This is a genomic window from Xanthobacter versatilis (assembly GCF_043193975.1).
GTDB lineage: Bacteria > Pseudomonadota > Alphaproteobacteria > Rhizobiales > Xanthobacteraceae > Xanthobacter > Xanthobacter autotrophicus_E.
Genome location: NZ_JBAFVB010000012.1, coordinates 123,089 through 140,332 on the forward strand (window position 1 = coordinate 123,089; position 17,244 = coordinate 140,332).

15 protein-coding genes are annotated in these 17,244 nt (G+C 67.0%); 8 read left to right on the top strand and 7 right to left on the bottom strand.

What is annotated here, in order from left to right:
• The first annotated feature begins 56 nt into the window (after nt 1–56).
• On the top strand, nt 57–965 hold the full coding sequence (locus V5F66_RS19840) for a LysR family transcriptional regulator (RefSeq protein WP_394094565.1): 909 nt from the start codon (nt 57–59) through the stop codon (nt 963–965).
• Between the two features lie 298 nt (nt 966–1,263).
• On the opposite strand, the gene V5F66_RS19845 is transcribed toward V5F66_RS19840, so the two are convergent.
• On the bottom strand, nt 1,264–3,003 hold the full coding sequence (locus V5F66_RS19845; RefSeq protein ID WP_012112901.1) for an N-acyl-D-amino-acid deacylase family protein: 1,740 nt from the start codon (nt 3,001–3,003) through the stop codon (nt 1,264–1,266).
• 256 nt (nt 3,004–3,259) lie between these two features.
• Here V5F66_RS19845 and V5F66_RS19850 point away from each other — a divergent pair, with 256 nt between their 5' ends.
• The 5 genes from V5F66_RS19850 (at nt 3,260) to V5F66_RS19870 (ending at nt 9,646) form a co-directional block, all read left to right on the top strand.
• On the top strand, nt 3,260–3,517 hold the full coding sequence (locus tag V5F66_RS19850) for an acyl carrier protein (RefSeq protein WP_394008877.1): 258 nt from the start codon (nt 3,260–3,262) through the stop codon (nt 3,515–3,517).
• 246 nt (nt 3,518–3,763) lie between these two features.
• Nucleotides 3,764–5,494 carry an HAD-IIIC family phosphatase gene (locus V5F66_RS19855; RefSeq protein ID WP_394008875.1) on the top strand — a complete coding sequence of 577 codons (1,731 nt, stop codon included), beginning with the start codon at nt 3,764–3,766 and terminating at the stop codon, nt 5,492–5,494.
• Between the two features lie 3 nt (nt 5,495–5,497).
• A complete protein-coding gene (locus V5F66_RS19860; RefSeq protein ID WP_394094566.1) occupies nt 5,498–6,934 on the top strand; it encodes an MBOAT family O-acyltransferase in 1,437 nt (478 codons plus the stop codon).
• Between the two features lie 54 nt (nt 6,935–6,988).
• A complete protein-coding gene (locus tag V5F66_RS19865) occupies nt 6,989–8,107 on the top strand; it encodes an SGNH/GDSL hydrolase family protein (RefSeq protein WP_012112905.1) in 1,119 nt (372 codons plus the stop codon).
• A gap of 159 nt (nt 8,108–8,266) precedes the next feature.
• Nucleotides 8,267–9,646, top strand: coding sequence for a glutamine synthetase family protein (locus V5F66_RS19870; protein WP_394053378.1), 1,380 nt, complete (start codon nt 8,267–8,269; stop codon nt 9,644–9,646).
• Here the strand turns inward: V5F66_RS19870 and V5F66_RS19875 are convergent.
• The 6 genes from V5F66_RS19875 to V5F66_RS19900 all read right to left on the bottom strand — a co-directional run bounded on the left by V5F66_RS19875 (nt 9,628) and on the right by V5F66_RS19900 (nt 15,178).
• Nucleotides 9,628–10,359 (bottom strand): type 1 glutamine amidotransferase, encoded by a 732-nt coding sequence (locus V5F66_RS19875; protein ID WP_394094567.1) that lies wholly within the window; start codon nt 10,357–10,359, stop codon nt 9,628–9,630. The genes V5F66_RS19870 and V5F66_RS19875 overlap by 19 nt on opposite strands.
• A 238-nt stretch (nt 10,360–10,597) precedes the next feature.
• The gene (locus V5F66_RS19880; RefSeq protein ID WP_012112908.1) at nt 10,598–11,299 is read right to left on the bottom strand and encodes an ABC transporter ATP-binding protein; all 702 of its coding nucleotides are present in this window, start codon (nt 11,297–11,299) and stop codon (nt 10,598–10,600) included.
• Nucleotides 11,286–12,074 carry an ABC transporter ATP-binding protein gene (locus V5F66_RS19885; RefSeq protein ID WP_394008865.1) on the bottom strand — a complete coding sequence of 263 codons (789 nt, stop codon included), beginning with the start codon at nt 12,072–12,074 and terminating at the stop codon, nt 11,286–11,288. Before V5F66_RS19885 ends, V5F66_RS19880 begins: the two co-directional genes overlap by 14 nt.
• Entirely contained in the window at nt 12,071–13,033 is a 963-nt protein-coding gene (locus V5F66_RS19890) for a branched-chain amino acid ABC transporter permease (protein ID WP_394008863.1), read from the bottom strand. The genes V5F66_RS19885 and V5F66_RS19890 overlap by 4 nt, the downstream gene beginning before the upstream one ends.
• Nucleotides 13,033–13,905 carry a branched-chain amino acid ABC transporter permease gene (locus V5F66_RS19895; protein WP_012112911.1) on the bottom strand — a complete coding sequence of 291 codons (873 nt, stop codon included), beginning with the start codon at nt 13,903–13,905 and terminating at the stop codon, nt 13,033–13,035. Before V5F66_RS19895 ends, V5F66_RS19890 begins: the two co-directional genes overlap by 1 nt.
• 82 nt (nt 13,906–13,987) lie before the next feature.
• Nucleotides 13,988–15,178, bottom strand: coding sequence for an ABC transporter substrate-binding protein (locus tag V5F66_RS19900; RefSeq protein WP_394094568.1), 1,191 nt, complete (start codon nt 15,176–15,178; stop codon nt 13,988–13,990).
• A 267-nt stretch (nt 15,179–15,445) separates the two neighbouring features.
• Here V5F66_RS19900 and V5F66_RS19905 point away from each other — a divergent pair, with 267 nt between their 5' ends.
• Both V5F66_RS19905 and paaX read left to right on the top strand, forming a co-directional pair.
• The gene (locus V5F66_RS19905) at nt 15,446–16,165 is read left to right on the top strand and encodes a TetR/AcrR family transcriptional regulator (protein WP_394094569.1); all 720 of its coding nucleotides are present in this window, start codon (nt 15,446–15,448) and stop codon (nt 16,163–16,165) included.
• A gap of 100 nt (nt 16,166–16,265) precedes the next feature.
• The gene (paaX, locus tag V5F66_RS19910; protein ID WP_394094570.1) at nt 16,266–17,132 is read left to right on the top strand and encodes a phenylacetic acid degradation operon negative regulatory protein PaaX; all 867 of its coding nucleotides are present in this window, start codon (nt 16,266–16,268) and stop codon (nt 17,130–17,132) included.
• Nucleotides 17,133–17,244 lie beyond the last annotated feature (112 nt).

Genomic DNA, 17,244 nt, shown 5'->3' on the forward strand with positions numbered 1-17,244 from the left:
TTTTCCCAATATAAATGGTTGAATCGCCACATGGTGCGTGCAAAAAATCGCAGACCATGCGCGACCTCGACTGGAACGACCTGCAAGCCTTCCTGGCCGTGGTGCGGGCCGGGCGGCTCACTGCCGCGGCCCAGGTCCTGCGCGTGGATCATTCCACCCTGAGCCGGCGCATCACCGGGCTGGAGGCGGCGCTGAAGACCCGCCTGTTCGAGCGGCGTCCGGCCGGCTACGTGCCCACCGCCGCTGGGGAGCGGCTGGTGGCGGAAGTGGAGGCGGTGGAAAGCATCGTCATCGGCATGCGCGCCAAGCTCACCGACCAGGTGCTGGGCCTTGCGGGATCGGTGCGCATCGGCACGCCGGAGGGCTTCGGCACCTATTTCCTGACCCCGCACATGATCCACTTCTGCGCCCGCCATCGCGAGCTGCAGGTGGAACTGGTGGCCAATCCGCGCACCGTCAGCCTGTCCAAGCGGGAGGCGGACATCGGCATCATGATGGCCCGCCCGGAAGAGGGGCGCCTGCATGCCACGCGGCTGACGGACTACGAGATGGGGCTCTATGCCTCCCGGCACTATCTGGCGCAGCACGCTCCCATCGCCAGCCGGGCCGACATCCGCCAGCACGCCTTCATCGGCTATATCGACGACCTGCTGCCCACGGCCGCCCACGGCTATGTGGCTGAGCTGGACAAGGCGCTGAACCCGCAGATGCGCATGTCCAACATCATCACCCAGCTGGTGGCGGCCGCGAGCGGGGGCGGGCTGTGCATGCTGCCGTGCTTCATGGCCGTCGCGTCGGCCGATCTCGTCCGGCTGCTACCGGAGGAGATCGCCATCACCCGGTCCTACTGGCTGGTGATCCATTCCGACGTGCGGGAGCTGGCGCGGGTGCGGGCGGTCATCGACTTCATCGCCGAGACCGTGGCGGAGCAGCGGCGGCTGTTCCTGCCGTCCGGCTCCGCTTGAAGATGAGCAGGGCGGGCGAGCGCGCGAGCGGGCTGTGAAACCCTGTTGGATATTCGCTCAGATGGGTGCCTGAAGCCGTCCCAGGCGCATGATCATCGTCATGGCCAGGCTTGACCCGACCATCCACGCGGCCAGGCTGGGAATGAGGTTCGAACGCATCCCCAAGCGGCGCGGCGTGGATACCCCGAACAAGCCCGGGCATGACGGGGGCGATTGCGGTCAGGTCTTTTTGAATTTTCAAACAGGTCCTGAGGCCCCGGCGGCCGCAAAGCCGCCGAAGACACGCCCGCCATCCCAATCAGGACGGCAGGCGCCCCGCTGCGCCGCCGCGCACCAGGCGTCCGGGACGGGCGCCGGTATCCTCGCCGCCCTTCGTCACCCCGACGCCCTTCACATAGGTCGCCACATAGCCCTCGGCCTTCTGCATCAGGCGCTGGGCGCCATTGGGCAGGTCGTGGATCATGTGCAGCTTGCCGAGCTGCAGGTTGGGATAGTCGATGAGGTTGATGTCCGCGCGCAGGCCGGGGGCGATGCGGCCACGGTCCTTGAGGCCGTAGAAGCTCGCCGTGTCGAAGCTCTGCTTGCGCACGATGTGTTCCAGCGGCAGGCGCGGGCCGCGCTGGCGATCGCGCACCCAGTGGGTCAGCAGGAAGGTGGGCGCGCCCGCATCGCAGACGGTGGCCACGTGCGCGCCGGCATCGCTGCCGCCGGGAATGGTGTGGGCGCTGCTGAGCAGGTCGTAGGTGGGGTCGAGGTTGCCGTCCGCATAACCCATGATGGGCCGGTGCAGGAAGCCCTTGCCGTCCTCGCTGAGGAGGATGTCGAGGGCCACCTCGCGGGGGTCGCGGTTCTCGCGCTTGGCGATGGCGCGGATGCTGGTCTCCGGCGCCGGCTCGTAATTGGCCGGGTTGCTCAGGGGATAGACGCCGCGCCACTGGTTGAAGCCGGTGGGGAAGCCGAGCACATCGTTCACGCCCTCCAGCGCCATGGCCTTGCGCAGCTCGGGCTGGGCCTTGAGCCGGCCGACCATCTCGGCATAGGGCAGCTTCGACAGCTCCTTGTAGATGGGCGATTCGACGAACGCGTGGTGCCGGCTCTCGAGGCAGACCATCACCCCGATGGAGCGGCAGAACATCTGCGGGCGCACCAGCGGGCCATTGCTGCCGGCCGGCGCCGTCTCGTCGAGCTGGGTGCGCCAGAAGCTGGGCTGGATGTGGTTCTGGCCCATCAGGAAGGTGATGGGGCAGCCGGTGCGCGCCGAGATCTCCTTCATCCAGGCCAGGTCGCGGGCCGGATTGACGATATCTTCGCCGAGCAGGCCCGCCGGCACCACTTCCATCACACCGTGGCCGCTGGCCACCACCGCCTCGGCGAAGGCGTACAGCTCCTCGAAGGTGGCGAAGGTGCCGGGCACCGGCTCGCCGTCCGTGGCGCGGTGCACAACGGTGCGCGAGGTGGTGAATCCGAGGGAGCCGGCGTCCTGCGCCTGCCGCACCATGGCGGCCATGGCGGCGATGTCCTCGGGGGTGGCGTCCTCGTTGGTCATGCCGCGCTCGCCCATGACATATCCGCGCAGGGGGCCATGGGCGATCTGGCAGCCGACATCGATGGCGAAATTGCGCCGGCCGAGGAAGTCGAGATATTCGGGGAAGGTCTCCCAGCCCCAGCAGATGCCCTCGGACAGGGCGGTGCCGGGAATGTCCTCCACCCCCTCCATCATCTGGATCAACCACTCGTGCCGGTCCGGCTTCACGGGGGCGAAGCCAACGCCGCAATTGCCTGAGATCGCAGTGGAAACGCCGTGCCAGAGGGACGGGGCGAGCTGCTCGTCCCAGCTCATCTGACCATCATAGTGGGTGTGGATGTCGATCCAGCCGGGGGTGACGAGGAGGCCGTCCGCATCGACGGTTTCGCGCGCGGTGCCGCTGACCTTGCCGACCTCGACGATCACGCCGTCCTTGACTGCCACGTCGCCCGTGAACGATGGTGCTCCGGTGCCGTCCGCAATCTGCCCGCCCTTGATCAGCAGATCATACATCGCGCCTCGTCTCCCGACACTTCCCGGTTGCAAATTGCGACAAACGGGAACTTGACTCCAAATCGGCGATCAGATTACCATTGCTGCAACTGCGAAGACAGATTTCTTTCAGAAAAAAATTAACTTTTTCGGCGCTGGCGTGTCACTAGGGGCTGGCCGGGGCAGTGTAGAATGTACGTCGCGACAGCTTTGCGATCGTACCATGCTACAGCCTCTGTAAGTTTCATGTAAATCCATGTCGTGGGGTGCGCAAGTCGTGACGCTCGAACATCCAGACGTTTATGAAAGACTTACGGACGTGTTCCGTGATGTATTTCAGGACGATGATATTGTCTTGTTTCCAGAAATGACGGCCGCCGATGTCGACGGCTGGGACAGTCTGGCAAATATCAGGCTCATCCTGGCTGTGGAGACGGCCTTTTCGATTCGCCTTTCAGCGGCTCAGGCGGCCTCTCTTGCGAAGCTTGGAGATTTGGTCAGCCTGATTGCCAGCAAGATACAGCAAAAGAAATAATGTCTTAAAAACAAGGCTGAGGAATCGTGTATTGGGAGGACAGACCAAGAAGGGCTGGGGATTATGGCGGCGATCTACCGGGACCTCGCGTGGTTACCTCGCGTTCAGGACTTTCGAAAGGCCTGCAAGGCCATAGGGGATGAAGGAGACTCATCCGCTTTTCGTAAGCTTGCGGGTTACTTTCTTGATGGGACGCAGCTCAATCGACTGGCGTCGCTCCTGCGGGCGGCCAGGCTGAAGGGCGATGTGGACCAGCAGCTTGCATCGCTCCGGCTCGGCGTGATCGGCGACGGCACGCTGGACCTGCTGTTGCCCGCCATCGAGGCAACGGGCCTGCGCCACGGCTTGTCCATCGAAACCATCGGCTGCAACTATGGTCAGACCATCAATGAGGCCATGTCGGCCGAGTCGCGGCTGAACCAGAGCGGTTGCGACGCCATTCTCTTGGCGATGGACCACCGCGGGCTGCCGCTCAGTGCGCCCATCGGCGATGCTGCGACTGCGAAGCAGGCGGTGGATGCCGCCTATGACCTGATCCAGGAGCTGTGCGCTGCGCTGCGCAAGCATAATCCTACCGCCCACATCGTCGTCCAGACTATCGCGCCGCCGCCGGAGACTCTGTTCGGCCACCTCGACCGGCGCCTCGCCGGCACGCAGCAGAACATGGTCGGCAGCCTGAACCGCAGGCTCATCGACGCGCCGCCCATCGAGGGCTGCGTGATGTTCGACGTGGACGCGCTGGCGCGCACGGTCGGCCTTGCGGCATGGCATGCGCCGACCCAGTGGAACATGGCGAAGCTGCCCTTCTCCATGGATTACGCCCCGCTCTATGCTGACCATCTGGGCCGGCTGCTGGCGGCGCTGAAGGGCAAGAGCCGGCGGGTGCTGGTGCTCGACCTCGACAATACGGTGTGGGGCGGCGTCATCGGCGACGACGGGATCGCCGGCATCAAGATCGGCGAAGGCGACGGCACCGGCGAAGCCTTCCTGAGCGTGCAGAGGCTGGCCCTGTCCCTGCGCGATCGCGGCATCGTGCTGGCGGTCTCGTCCAAGAATACGGACGCCGTGGCGCGCGCCGCCTTCCGCGACCATCCCGACATGCTGCTGCGGGAAGACCATATCGCCGTGTTCCAGGCCAACTGGAACGACAAGGCCACCAATATCAAGGCCATCGCGGACGAATTGTCCCTCGGCCTCGACAGCTTCGTGTTCCTGGACGACAACCCGGCCGAGCGCGACCTGGTGCGGCAATACCTGCCGCAAGTCGCCGTGCCGGAACTGCCCGAGGACCCCGCGCTCTACGCCCGCACCCTGAGCGCCGCCGGCTATTTCGAGGCCACCCTGTTCTCCGAGGAAGACCGCAAGCGCGCCGCCTTCTACGAGGGCAACGCCCGCCGGGCCTCCCTGGGCCAGGGCGTGGCCAGCATCGACGACTATGTGGCCGCCCTCGACATGGAGATCGACCTGCGGCCGTTCGATGCCATCGGCCGCTCGCGCATCTACCAGCTCATCAGCAAGAGCAACCAGTTCAACCTCACCAGCCGCCGCTACAGCGAGGCCGACGTGAAGGCCATGGAGGAAGACCCCTCCATCTTCACCCTGCAGGTGCGGCTGAAGGACCGGTTCGGTGACAATGGCATGATTTCCGTGGTCGCCTGCCGGACCGTGGAGGGCAACCGCTGGCTCATCGACACCTGGCTGATGAGCTGCCGCGTGCTCGGGCGCGGCGTGGAGAAGATTGTCCTGCGCCATCTGGTCGAGGCGGCGCGGAGGCAGGGCATCGCCGAACTGGTCGGCGAATACCGGCCCACGGAGCGCAACGCCTTGGTGCGCGACCACTATGCCCAGCTCGGCTTCACGGCCCTATCCACGGGCGCGGATGGCAACAGCCTCTGGACGCTGGAGACCAGCGTCGAGGTGCAAACCCCACCCGTTCGCTATGCGAACGCGGCCCCGGAACTGATCGCCGCCGAGTGAGACATGAGCGTCCCTTCCTTTGAGTTCTTCCTGTTCGCGCTGGTCGCGGCCGGGATCTACAATCTCGTCCCCATGGGCGTGGCGCGGCGGCTGGTGCTGCTGGTGGCGAACTTCGCCTTCCTGGCGACCTTTGCCACCACCGGCTACGATCTCATTCCCTATGCCGCGTTCCTCGCCATCGGCTACCTGTTCATCCGCGGTTGCGCGCCGATCCAGACCTCGTGGGCCTTCTGGTTCACGGTGGGCGCGACCATTCTGCTGTTCTGCTGGCTAAAGAAATATACTTTCCTGCCGGAGGCGAGTTTCCTGCACGTGGTCTATGTGCAGGTGGGCCTGTCCTATGTCTTCTTCCGGGTGCTGCACCTGGTGGTGGACGCCCATAGCGATGAACGGCTGCAGAAATTGTCGCTCATCTCCTATCTCAATTTCACGCTGAACTTCACTGCCCTCGTGTCCGGCCCGATCCAGCGCTACGAGGATTATATCGACTCCACCGAGACCCGTCCGCGTCCCCTCGACATGGGGGTTCTCGGCGAGGTGCTGGAGCGGTTGGTGGTCGGCTGCTTCAAGGTGTGGGCGGCGGCGGCCATCGTCGCCGAGCTGCAGCACGCGCTCGAATTCCAGGTGGTGGAGGCGACCGGTCTGTTCACGCGCATCCTCTGTGCGGCGGGGCTTGCGGCGCTGTTCCCCATCTTCCTGTTCTACAATTTCTCCGGCTACACCGACGTGGTCATCGCCATCGCCCGGCTGTTCCGCATCGAACTGCCGGAGAATTTCAACAAGCCGTTCACCGCCGCCAGCTTCATCGACTACTGGAATCGCTGGCACATGTCGCTGTCGAACTGGCTGAAGACCTATGTCTACACGCCGCTGTTCGCCTCCATCATGCGCAATGTGAAGAACCCCAGGCTCCTGGCCTATGCCAGCGCGGTGTCGCTGTTCGTCACCTTCTTCCTGATCGGCGCCTGGCACGGCCGCACGTCGGAATTCTTCTTCTTCGGCTTCCTGAACGGCCTCGGGGTGGCGGTGAACCAGATCTACCGCACGATCCTGCAAGACAAGATGGGCCGCAAGCCCTATGCGGCGCTTAGCGCCCGCCCGCTCTACCTGTTCTTCGGCCGCGGCCTCACCTTCACCTGGGTGGCTTTCACCCTCCTGTGGTTCTGGTCGGACTGGGCGCAGCTGGCGGAGATCGCGCGCGGCATCGGCATCGGCGGCGTGGTGGCGGCGGCGCTCATCCTCATCCTTGCCTCCTGCGTCGCGCTGCAGGCCCTGGTGACGGTGGATGCGCTGCTGCGCGGCCCCAAGCTCGACGGCCGGCCGCTGGTGCTGAGCCGCTATGCCCGCACGGTCTTCGTCACCGTGCTGGTGATGGGCGTGGTCACGGTGCAGAGCGTCATGACCTCGCCGGCGCCTGACATCGTCTACAAGGATTTTTAGCACGCGCCGGAACAGGCGGCCCCCTTCCCAGAATTTCGAGCCGGAGCACACGACTTGGAGCGTCGCGACTACTTCATCCTGCCCCTCATCGTGATCGCCACCGTGCTGGTGGTCGCCGTGCCGGTGGAAGCGGCGCTGCGCATCTTCTTCCCCTATTCGGAAGCCGACCGCTGCGTGGTCTATGGCGACCCGCGTCCCAGCGCCTTCCACGCGACGCCCAATTGCTCGTCCCGCATCAAGGTGCCGGAAGGCCCCTGGGTGGACATGAAATACAACGCATGCGGCTACCGCAGCACCGACCCGTGCACGCCGAAAAAGCCCGAGAGCCTGCGCCTCGCCGTCATCGGCAGTTCGCTGGCGGCGGGCTATCTCGTGCCCTACGACGAATCCGTGTCGGCCCGGGCGCGGGAAAGCCTCACCACCCTCTGCCGCTTGCCGGTGGATGTGCAAAACCTGGGCGCCGAGGGCAACATGGGCGTGCGCCTCACCGCCAGCGCGGAAGCCGCCGCCGCGCTCACGCCCGATGCCATCGTGCTGGTGGTGTCGCCCACCGACCTGGTGCTCGACAATGCGATGGACCAGGCGGCGCCGGCGCCCGGTGCCGTCGCCAAGCACCAGGCCGGCTGGATCCAGGAATTCAAGGCGCAGCTGTCCCGCTCGCGGCTGCTGTACATGGAATCCTACCTGCTGCTGCGGAACGACGACAATTACGTGCCCATCTACCGCCGGTCCGGCCACAAGGCCGATTTCATGCGGCTGCCGCTGTCGGAGGACTGGCAGGCGCGGCTTGCCCATCTCGACCGCGACATCTCGCGGGTGAGGGCTGCCATCGGCCCCGATATTCCGCTCATCATCCTGTTCGCGCCGGAGCGCGCGCAGGCCGCCATGCTGGCCGTGCCCCACCTCGCCAAGGGCATGGCGCCGGCCTACCTGCAGAGTGAAATCGCCCGCCGTGCGCAGGCCCATGGTGCGTATTTCGCCGACATGTCGCCGCTGATCCCGCCTGGCACCCCCTCGAGCGACATCTACTACGCCATGAACGGCCACCTGAACGGCGAGGGCCACGCCCTGCTGTCCGAAGCCCTCGTGGGCGGCCTGTTCAATGCGCACATTCCCGCCTTCACGTCCGCCTGCACTGCCCCTTCTGCTACCGCCGAGCTCAATCCCGGCTGAGCGCCGGGGCGCTGGGAGGAGCGTCGGCAGCCGCCGTGGCGGCCGCGGGGCGCCGCAATCTGCTCGGACAGCGGGTTGCGTTTCCTTAAGCTAGAGTGCGATTCGCCGGGCAGGCGGGTCCGATGGCCCGGAAAACGCGCTCCAGCGGCAGGAACAGGAATGGGCACGCCTTCTCCCAGCGGCTCGGATCTCGATGAAGCCAAGGCCTTCCTTGCGCGCCATCCGGATCTGCAAGCCATCGACATCATCCTGACCGACTACCACGGCATCGGCCGCGGCAAGACCATCCGGCGCCATGAGCTGGAGGCGCTCTACAGCACCGGCCGGGGCATGCCCGCCTCCTTGTTCGGGCAGGATGTGGCCGGCGACGACGTGGAGGAGAGCGGCCTCATCCTCACCGACGGCGGCGGCGATCAGGTCTGCTGGCCGATCCCCGGCACCCTCGGGCTCCTGCCCGCCACCGGGCGGGGCCAAGTGCTGGTGAGCATGTACCACGGCGACGGCACGCCGCTTGGCGTCGAGCCGCGCCACGCGCTGGGCCGGCAGGTGGCCCGGGCCCGCGCCGCCGGTTTCGAGCCCATGGGGGCGCTGGAGCTGGAATTCTATCTGGTGGACCGGGAGCGCGATGCGAGCGGGCGGTACCAGCCGGCGCGCTATGCCCTCACCGGGCGGCGCTCGCTTGCCACCAACACCATGTCGGTGGACGAACTGGACGAGATGTCTCCCCTGTTCGACGCCATCTACGCGGGCGCGGCAGAGCTGGGCGTGCCGCTGGAATCACTCATCTCCGAGTACGCGGCGGGGCAGTATGAGCTGACCATCCGCTATCGCGACCTGGCGCGGGCAACCGACGATGTGATCATCGCCAAGCGGCTGATCCGCGCCACCGCGCGCCGCTTCGGCATGGAAGCCTGCTTCATGGCCAAGCCGTTCGGCGATCGCTCCGGCTCGGGCATGCACCTGCATCTGTCGCTGGCCGGGGCGGGCGGCGCCAATTTGTTCGCGGACCTGCCCTCGGGCGAGCTGAGCCCCCTCATGCTCCACGCCATCGGCGGCATCCGCGCGACCATCGCCGACACCATGCTGGTGCTGGCGCCGTTCCTCAATTCCTGGCGGCGCTTTGCCTCGGTGGTCTATTCCCCGGTCTCGGACACCTGGGGCGTGGAGAACCGGACGGTGGCAGTCCGCGTGCCTTCGGGCAGCGCCAAGGGCCGCCATTTCGAGCACCGGGTGGCGGGGGTGGATGCCAACCCCTATCTGGTGGCGGCGGTGACGCTGGCCGGCGCGCTCGACGGCATCGCGCAGCGCCGCGATCCTGGCCCGCCGGCGGAGGGCAATTCCTATGCGGGCGCGCGGGCGGTCCATCTGCCGCGCAGCTGGCTGGACGCCATCGACTGCTTCGCGCAATCGGACTTCGCAAAGCAGGCGCTGGGGGCGGAGCTGCACCACAGCTTCGCCGCCATCAAGCGCGCGGAATGGCTGCGCCTCGCGCTGGAAGTGTCCGATGCCGAGTGGGCGCTTTACGGCTTCACGGTCTGAGCTTCGGCTTCGGCCTCAGGCACAGTCTTGCCCACCTGCCCGCGCCGCAGGAAGGCTTCGATCATGTCGGCGATGGCAGGCGTGGAGGTTTCGCCCTCAAGGCTTTGGGCGGCCTTGGCGGCAAGTTCCTCCGGCAGCGCCTTGCCGCGCGCCTTCAGCAGGTCGGCGCCGAAGGCCGGGGTGAATTCCGGATGGGGCTGGAACGACAGCGCCCTGTCGCCATAGGCCAGCGCCGCGAACCGGCAGAAGGGCGAGGTGGCGATGACCTCGGCGTCGGCCGGCTTCTCCACCACCTGGTCCTGGTGCCACGCCACGAGGCGGGCGTCGTCCAGCAGGCCTTCCACCGCATAGCGCTCCACGCCCACGGACCAGCCGCCGGCGAATTTCTCCACCTTCCCGCCCAGCGCCTGCGCCAAGATCTGGTGGCCGAAGCAGATGCCGACCAGAGGCACCCCGGCCGCATAGGCGCGGCGCAGGAAGTCTTCCAGAGGCGCGATCCACGGATGGGGCTCGTAGACGCCGAACCGCGAGCCGGTGATCAGCCAGCCCTCGGCATCGTTTACGCTGTCAGGGAGGACGCCGTCGAGCACCGGATAGGTGACGAACTCGAACCCCCGCCCGGCCAGCAGGCGCCGGAACATGGCGTCGTAATCGCCGTGCTGCTCGTGCAGATCCTCCGGCGCGCGCCCGGTTTGCAGGATGCCGATCTTCATGCCGCGGTCCTTAAGCTTGCCCACTGCCTATTTAGAGACCGGTTTGAAATTTAAAATGGGCATAAGCGCGATCACCCCGTCATGGCCGGGCTTGTCCCGGGCATGACGGCGGCAAATTACGGACGAGGCCGCGAGCACCCATCCGAGCGAATTTCCAAACGGCTGCTCAGATCGGCATCGGCGCGGGCAAAGAAAATGCGACAAAAGAAATTCGCCGCGCAACTCGCCCCTGCGCGGGTCACAGGCCGAGATAGGCGGTGCGTACCTTGGGATCGTTGAGCAGGGCGGCGCCGGAGCCTTCCATCACCACCCGGCCGGTCTCCAGCACATAACCGCGGTCGGCGATGGCCAGCGCCGCCGAGGCGTTCTGCTCCACCAGCAGCACGGTGATGCCTTCCGCCTGCAAGGCGCGCACGGCGGCGAGGATCTGGTCCACCAGCAGCGGGGCAAGACCAAGCGAGGGCTCGTCCAGCAGCAGCAGCTTGGGGGCGGCCATCAGCGCGCGGCCGATGGCCAGCATCTGCTGCTGGCCGCCGGACAGGCTCATGGCCGCGATCCGGCGTTTTTCCGCCAGCACCGGGAACAGGGCGAAGACATGATCGAGCCGCGCCCGCATGCCCGCATCCTGCCGGCGATAGGCGCCGAGCCGCAGATTGTCCTCCACGCTCAGCGGGCCGAACACCTGTCGGCCCTCCGGCGACTGGGAGATGCCGCGCACCACCCGCTGGTGGGGCTCCAGCCGCTCGATGGCTTCGCCCTCGAACACGATGCGGCCCGAGCGCGCCGGCTGGACGCCGGAGAGGGTGCGCAGCAGGGTGGTCTTGCCGGCGCCGTTGGAGCCCACCAGCGCGACGATCTCCCCGGCCTTCACCTCAAGCCACACCTCGTGCAGCACGTTGATGCGGCCATAGGCGGAGGTGATGGCTTCAACCGTGAGCACGATCGGCCTCCCGCGCGCCGTGGTCGCCGAGATAGGCGGCGATGACCTGAGGGTTCTCGCGCACCACGCGCGGCGGACCTTCCGCCAGCGGGCGGCCCTGGGCCAGCACCAGCACGCGGTCGGAAATCTTCATCACCAGCTTCATGTCGTGCTCGATCAGGACCACGCCGACGCCGGCCTTGGCGATGTCGGCGATGAGATGGTCGATGGCTTCCGTCTCCACTGCGTTGCAGCCGGCGGCGGGCTCGTCGAGGAGCAGCACCTTGGGGTTGGCCGCCAGCGCGCGGGCGATCTCCAGCCGCTTCAGCGCGCCATAGGGCAGGGCGCCGGCGGAGGCATCCGCCAGATGGGCAAGCCCCACCCGGCCGAGCAGCGCGAGCGCGTGCTCGCGCGTCACCTTGTTCTGCCGCGCTACGGAAGGCAGGCCGAGCAGGTCGGCGAGGAAGGAGGTGCGCTCGGCGAGGTGGCAGCCCACCATCACGTTCTCCACCGCGCTCATGCGGAAGAACACCTGCAGGTTCTGGAAGGTGCGCGCCATGCCCCGGCGCACCAGCAGGTGCGGGGCGAGGCCGGTCATGTCCGCGCCGGCCAGCGTCACCTTCCCCCGCGAGGGGCGGTAGATGCCGGTGACGAGGTTGAACAGGGTGGTCTTGCCGGCCCCGTTCGGCCCGATGATGGAGAACACCTGCCCGGCTTCCACCGAGAAGGAGACGCCGTCCACCGCCCTCAGGCCGCCGAAGGAGATGCCCATGTCGCGGACTTCTAGGAGGCTCATGGCAGGCGCTCCAGGATATAGGCGCGGATGGACGGCACGATGCCCTGGGGCAGGAAGATCATGAACACCATGATGAGCAGGCCCAGCACCGCCTGCTCATATTCCTGCAGCGCGGTGAGCATCTGCGGCAGCACCACCAGGAAGGCCGCGCCCACCACGGTGCCGAACACCGAGCCGAGGCCGCCGATGATGACCATGGCCACCAGCTCGATGGAATGGGAGAAGCTGGCCGCCTCCGGCGTGATGAGCCCGTTCATGGCGGCGAGCAGCCCACCCGCCACCGCCCCGTAGACCGCCGCCACGACGAAGGCGGCGAGCTTCTTGGCGCCCACATCGATGCCGGTGCCGGCAGCGGCCACCTCGCTGTCGTGAAGCGCGCGGAGCGCCCGCCCGGTGGGGCTGGCCGCGATGTTGAGCGCCAGCAGTGCGCCGATCAGCAGCGCGCCGGACGTGACCCAGTACCAGTTCAGCGCCCCGCTCACACGCCAGCCGAACAGGGACAGGCGCGACACCGCCATGCCGTCCGGCCCGCCGGTGATCTCGGCCTCGCTGTGCAGCACCAGGGCCACGATGACGCCGAAGCCCAGCGTGGCGATGGCGAGGTAATAGCCCTTCAGCTTGAGGATGGGCCGGCCTACCCCATAGGCGATCATGCCCGCCAGCACCGCGCCGAGCACAAGGCACAGCAGGGGATCGAGTCCCAGCCGCGCCGGCCCGATGGCCACCGCATAGGCGCCGATGCCGACGAAGCCGGCGTGCCCGAGGCTCACCTGTCCCGCATAGCCCATGAGGATGGTGAGGCCGAGGGCGGCGAGCGCGAAGATCCACACCAGCGCCGCCACCCGCAGATGGAAGGAGGAGGGCGCCAGCACCGGCACCAGCACCATCAGCGCGGCGAGCACGATGAGCGGGGTGAGGCGGGCCCGCAGCACGCGGGAAAGACTTGCCGTGGCGGCCATCACACGCGCTCCACGCTGCGGCCGCCGAACAGGCCGCGCGGCAGGAAGAACAGCACGAACAGGATCATCAGGAAGGCCACCGCGTCCTTGTAGGTGGAGGAGACATAGCCGGCGCCGAAGGTCTCCAGCAGGCCGATGAGGAGGCCCCCCACCACCGCCCCCACCGGATTGCCCATGCCGCCCAGCATGGCGGCGGCGAAGCCCTTCAGCGCGAACAGGGTGCCGATGTCGTAGCGGGTCAGGGTGATGGGGGTGGCCACCACGCCGGCCAGCGCGCCGATGGCCGCCGACAGGCCGAACGCCATGGCGAGGATGAGCGTGACATTGATGCCCACGAGGCGGGCCGCGAGCCGGTTGGCGGCGGTGGCGAGCAGCGCCTTGCCCGACAGCGTGTGCTCAAGAAACAGATAGAGCGCCACCACGAGGCCCAGCGTGGTGCCTAGCACCCACAGGCTCTGCGGCAGCAGGGTGGCGCCGCCCACCGGGATGGGGGCATCGCCCGAGAAGGCGGGCAGGGAATGGAACTGCTTGTCGAACACGATCTGCGCCACCCCCTTGATGAAGATGGAGGCGCCGATGGTGATCATGATCAGCGTCACCGGCGAGGCGCCGCGCGCCGGCTCGATGGCGAAGCGGTGCAGCAGCAGCCCCACCCCCACCGACGCCACCACCGCGATGAAGGCCGCCACCGGCAGGGCGAGGCCGGCCGACATGAGGAACACGGTGGCCATGCCGCCGATCATGACGAAATCGCCCTGGGCGAAGTTGATCACGTCGGAGGCGTTGTAGATGAGGGTGAAGCCGAGGGCGATGAGCGCATAGATGGCGCCCACCGTCAGCCCGGAAAACACCAGCTGGAGAAATTCGGACATGGTCGGGCCTGGCCTTTAGCGCCATCGCTCGGACGGCGCGCGCGGCGCCGCCCTGTTTCGGGGGCAGGGGTTAAGGGGCGCCTCAGCGCGTGGCGGCGTCCAGCGTCCAGTCGCCGCCACGGATCTCCAGCATGCGGAACGAGTCCGTGCCGAGGCCCAGGTGGTCGGTGGGCGAGAAGCTGTAGACGCCGGTCACGCCCACATAGGACTTGGTGGCTTCCAGCGCGTCGCGGATCTTCTTCGGCTCTGCGGACTTGGCCTTGTCGATGGCCTGCGTCACCAGCTGGATGCCGTCGAAGCCGTAGCCGCCGAAGGTGGAGACGCTCTGGCCCGTGGCCTTCTCGTAGGACGCCTTGTAGCCGGCGACCACCGCCTTCTGCGGATCCTCGGCGGCGAGCTTGTCGCCCACCAGGATGGCGGGTGCAGGTAGCCGCACGCCTTCCGCCGCCGGTCCCGCCAGCTCGATGAAGCTCTTGGAGGCGACGCCGTGGCTCTGGTACAGCGGCAGCTTGAGGCCGAGCTGGGCATAGTTGCGGGTCACGATGGCCGGTCCCTGGCCGAAGCCGGGATTGAGCACCGCCTCGACGCCGGCCGTGTTCTTGATCTTGTTGAGCTGGGGCGTCATGTCGGAATCGGTGGCGCCATAGGTTTCGTCGGCGAGCACGGTGATGTTGTAGCCGCCGACCACCTTCAGGCACTGGTTGCGCATGGACTTGCCGAAGCCGTCGGTGCCCGAGATCATGCCGATCTTCGTGATGCCCCGCGCCTTCATGTCTTCGAAGATTTTCTGGCAGGCGGTCTTGTCGGTGTGGGGCGTCTTGAAGACGAAGGCACGCACCGGCTCGATGATCTCGATGCCGCCGGCCAGCGACACGAAGGGGATGCCGGCCTCCTCGAACACCGGGATCATGGCCATGGTGGCGCCGGTGGAGGTGCCGCCCACCATGGCCACCACCTTGTCGTCTTCCACCAGACGGGTGGCGAAGGTGCGCGCCTTGTTAGCGTCGCCGCCGTCGTCGTAGAGCACCAGCTCCACCGGGCGGCCGAGCAGCCCGCCCTTCTTGTTCAGCTCCTCCACATAGAGCTTCAGGGTCTTGGCCTCGGGGTCGCCGAGGAAGGCGGACGGGCCGGTGGCGGACACGACCGAACCGATCTTGATGGGGTCCGCCGCCAGGGCGGGCGCGGCGGCCAGCGACGCGAAGGGGGCGAGAGCGAGGCTTGCGAAGGCGAGGGCGGCGCGCAGCACCGGCCGCAGGCGAGCGGTCGTATCCATGAAGCGTTTCTCCAAAAGGTCCGTTTCGGGCCAAGGAGCGGGTTTGCCCGCCTCCAGCCGCCGCGCCATTGGGCCGACGGTAGGGGAACTATATAATTGACCGACCGGATGGTCAATATAATCGACATCTCCCGGAAGCGCTTGATGTGGATCATTGATCGACCAGACGGACAATATTTGTTATCTCCTGTTCGTCCGCCCCCGGGGCGGATGATGGCCGGTGCCGGGGCTCGCCCAGCGGGGCGCCGGAGGGCAGGAACAGGACAGATGGCTCGGACCCGCGCGCAGGACTACGACGCAAAACGGCAGGTGATCCTGCACAAGTCGGCGGAGCTGTTCGCCCAGTTCGGCTATTCCGGCACCTCGATCACCATGATCGCGGAGGCGTGCGGCGCATCCAAAGCCTTGCTCTATCACTATTATCCGGACAAGGAGGCGGTGCTCTTCGATATCCTCTCCACCCATCTGGAACAGCTCATCCAGGCGGTGGAGGCGGCCCTGGAAGCAGCTCCCGAGGGCGATCGCCTGTTCGCCATCGCCGCCGCCTTGCTTGAAGCCTATCGCGATGCCGATGCCGAGCATCAGATCCAGATCGCCAACCTCAAGCTGCTGCCGGCCGACAAGCAGGACGCGCTGCGGGCCATGGAGCGCCAGCTGGTGGTGCTCATGTCCGATGCTATCGCGCAGGAGGTGCCGGAGATCGGCCGGGGGCCGCTCCTGAAGCCGGTCACCATGTCCGCCTTCGGCATGCTGAACTGGCACTATCTGTGGTTCCGCGAGGGCAAGGGGCTGACCCGTGCCGAATATGCCCGCCTCGTCACCAGCCTGATCACCGCCGGCGCTGCAGGAGCGGTGGCGGCAGTTGCAGGTCCGGAGGCGCCGCCCCGTGCCGAGCCGCGCGTGCGCGCGATCGCTTCGCCGGTCGCGGCCGCGCGCCGCCGGGCTCCGCCGTCCTCCGCCAAGGCCGGACGGCGCAAGGCGGATTAGACCGCGAGCTGGGCAAATGGCTTCAATTTGCTCGGTGAATCGCCTTCCTATGGTCTCGGCCGGGGTTTCCGCTTCCGCTTATCTCGCGCTATGGAACGCCATGTCGCGCCGCGCCCTCGATCTCATCCTCGACCATGTCCGCGCCGAGCCCTCGCGCACCTGGTCCATCATCGTCACCATCTATGGCGATGCCATCGTGCCGCGCGGCGGCTCGGTGTGGCTCGGCACCCTGCTTGCCTTCTTCAAAGGGCTGGATATCGCCGACGGGGTGGTGCGCACCGCCATGTCGCGCCTCGCCGCCGACGGCTGGCTGACGCGCACCCGCATCGGCCGCAACAGCTTCTACCGCCTCGCCGACAAGGGCCGCGAGACCTTCGCGCGGGCGACCGAGCATATCTACAGCCACCGTCCGCCGGAGTGGCGCGGCCATTTCCAGATGCTGCTCGTCGAGCCCGCCGCGCGGGAAGGCGCGCGCGCCGCGCTGGATGCGGCCGGCTATGGGGTTCCCCTGCCGGGCGTCTTCATCGCGCCGGCGGGCGCCGAGGTGCCGGAGGAGGCGCTGGCCGCCCTGCGGCTTGAGGTTTCGGGCACGCCGGAGGCCCAGCAGGAACTGGCGGGCCGCGCCTGGCGGCTGGAGGAGACGGCGCAGGCGTATGTGAGCTTCATGGAGGTGTTCGCGCCCCTGCGCGCGGCGCTGGCGGCGGGGGAAACCCTCACTGATCTTGAGGCCATGGTGGCACGGGTGCTGCTCATCCATGAATATCGCCGCATCGTGCTGCGCGATCCCATCCTGCCGGCCGCTATCCTGCCCGCCGACTGGCCCGGCCCGGCGGCCCGTGCCCTGTGCGCCGACATCTATGCCCATGTGATCGCCGCGTCCGAGCGCTGGCTCGACGACAACGCCGTAGGCGAAGACGGCGATCCGCTGCCGGCCAGCGCAAAAATCGGGCGTCGTTTCAAGGACTAAGCGCCCTTTTTGCTCCACCTGGCTCACCCGGAGCGGATATGATGCGCCGCAATATGTTACGAAAATATATTGCTATAGAATTTTTCGTAATATATAAAACCGACACCCAGGG

What these genes read in the sequence shown, in the direction of transcription:
- V5F66_RS19840 (WP_394094565.1), top strand. Translation starts at nt 57, where the DNA reads ATGCGCGACCTCGACTGGAACGACCTGCAAGCCTTCCTGGCCGTGGTG.
- V5F66_RS19845 (WP_012112901.1), bottom strand. Translation starts at nt 3,003, where the DNA reads ATGTATGATCTGCTGATCAAGGGCGGGCAGATTGCGGACGGCACCGGA.
- V5F66_RS19860 (WP_394094566.1), top strand. Translation starts at nt 5,498, where the DNA reads ATGAGCGTCCCTTCCTTTGAGTTCTTCCTGTTCGCGCTGGTCGCGGCC.
- V5F66_RS19870 (WP_394053378.1), top strand. Translation starts at nt 8,267, where the DNA reads ATGGGCACGCCTTCTCCCAGCGGCTCGGATCTCGATGAAGCCAAGGCC.
- V5F66_RS19875 (WP_394094567.1), bottom strand. Translation starts at nt 10,359, where the DNA reads ATGAAGATCGGCATCCTGCAAACCGGGCGCGCGCCGGAGGATCTGCAC.
- V5F66_RS19885 (WP_394008865.1), bottom strand. Translation starts at nt 12,074, where the DNA reads ATGAGCCTCCTAGAAGTCCGCGACATGGGCATCTCCTTCGGCGGCCTG.
- V5F66_RS19890 (WP_394008863.1), bottom strand. Translation starts at nt 13,033, where the DNA reads ATGGCCGCCACGGCAAGTCTTTCCCGCGTGCTGCGGGCCCGCCTCACC.
- V5F66_RS19895 (WP_012112911.1), bottom strand. Translation starts at nt 13,905, where the DNA reads ATGTCCGAATTTCTCCAGCTGGTGTTTTCCGGGCTGACGGTGGGCGCC.
- V5F66_RS19900 (WP_394094568.1), bottom strand. Translation starts at nt 15,178, where the DNA reads ATGGATACGACCGCTCGCCTGCGGCCGGTGCTGCGCGCCGCCCTCGCC.
- V5F66_RS19905 (WP_394094569.1), top strand. Translation starts at nt 15,446, where the DNA reads ATGGCTCGGACCCGCGCGCAGGACTACGACGCAAAACGGCAGGTGATC.
- paaX (WP_394094570.1), top strand. Translation starts at nt 16,266, where the DNA reads ATGTCGCGCCGCGCCCTCGATCTCATCCTCGACCATGTCCGCGCCGAG.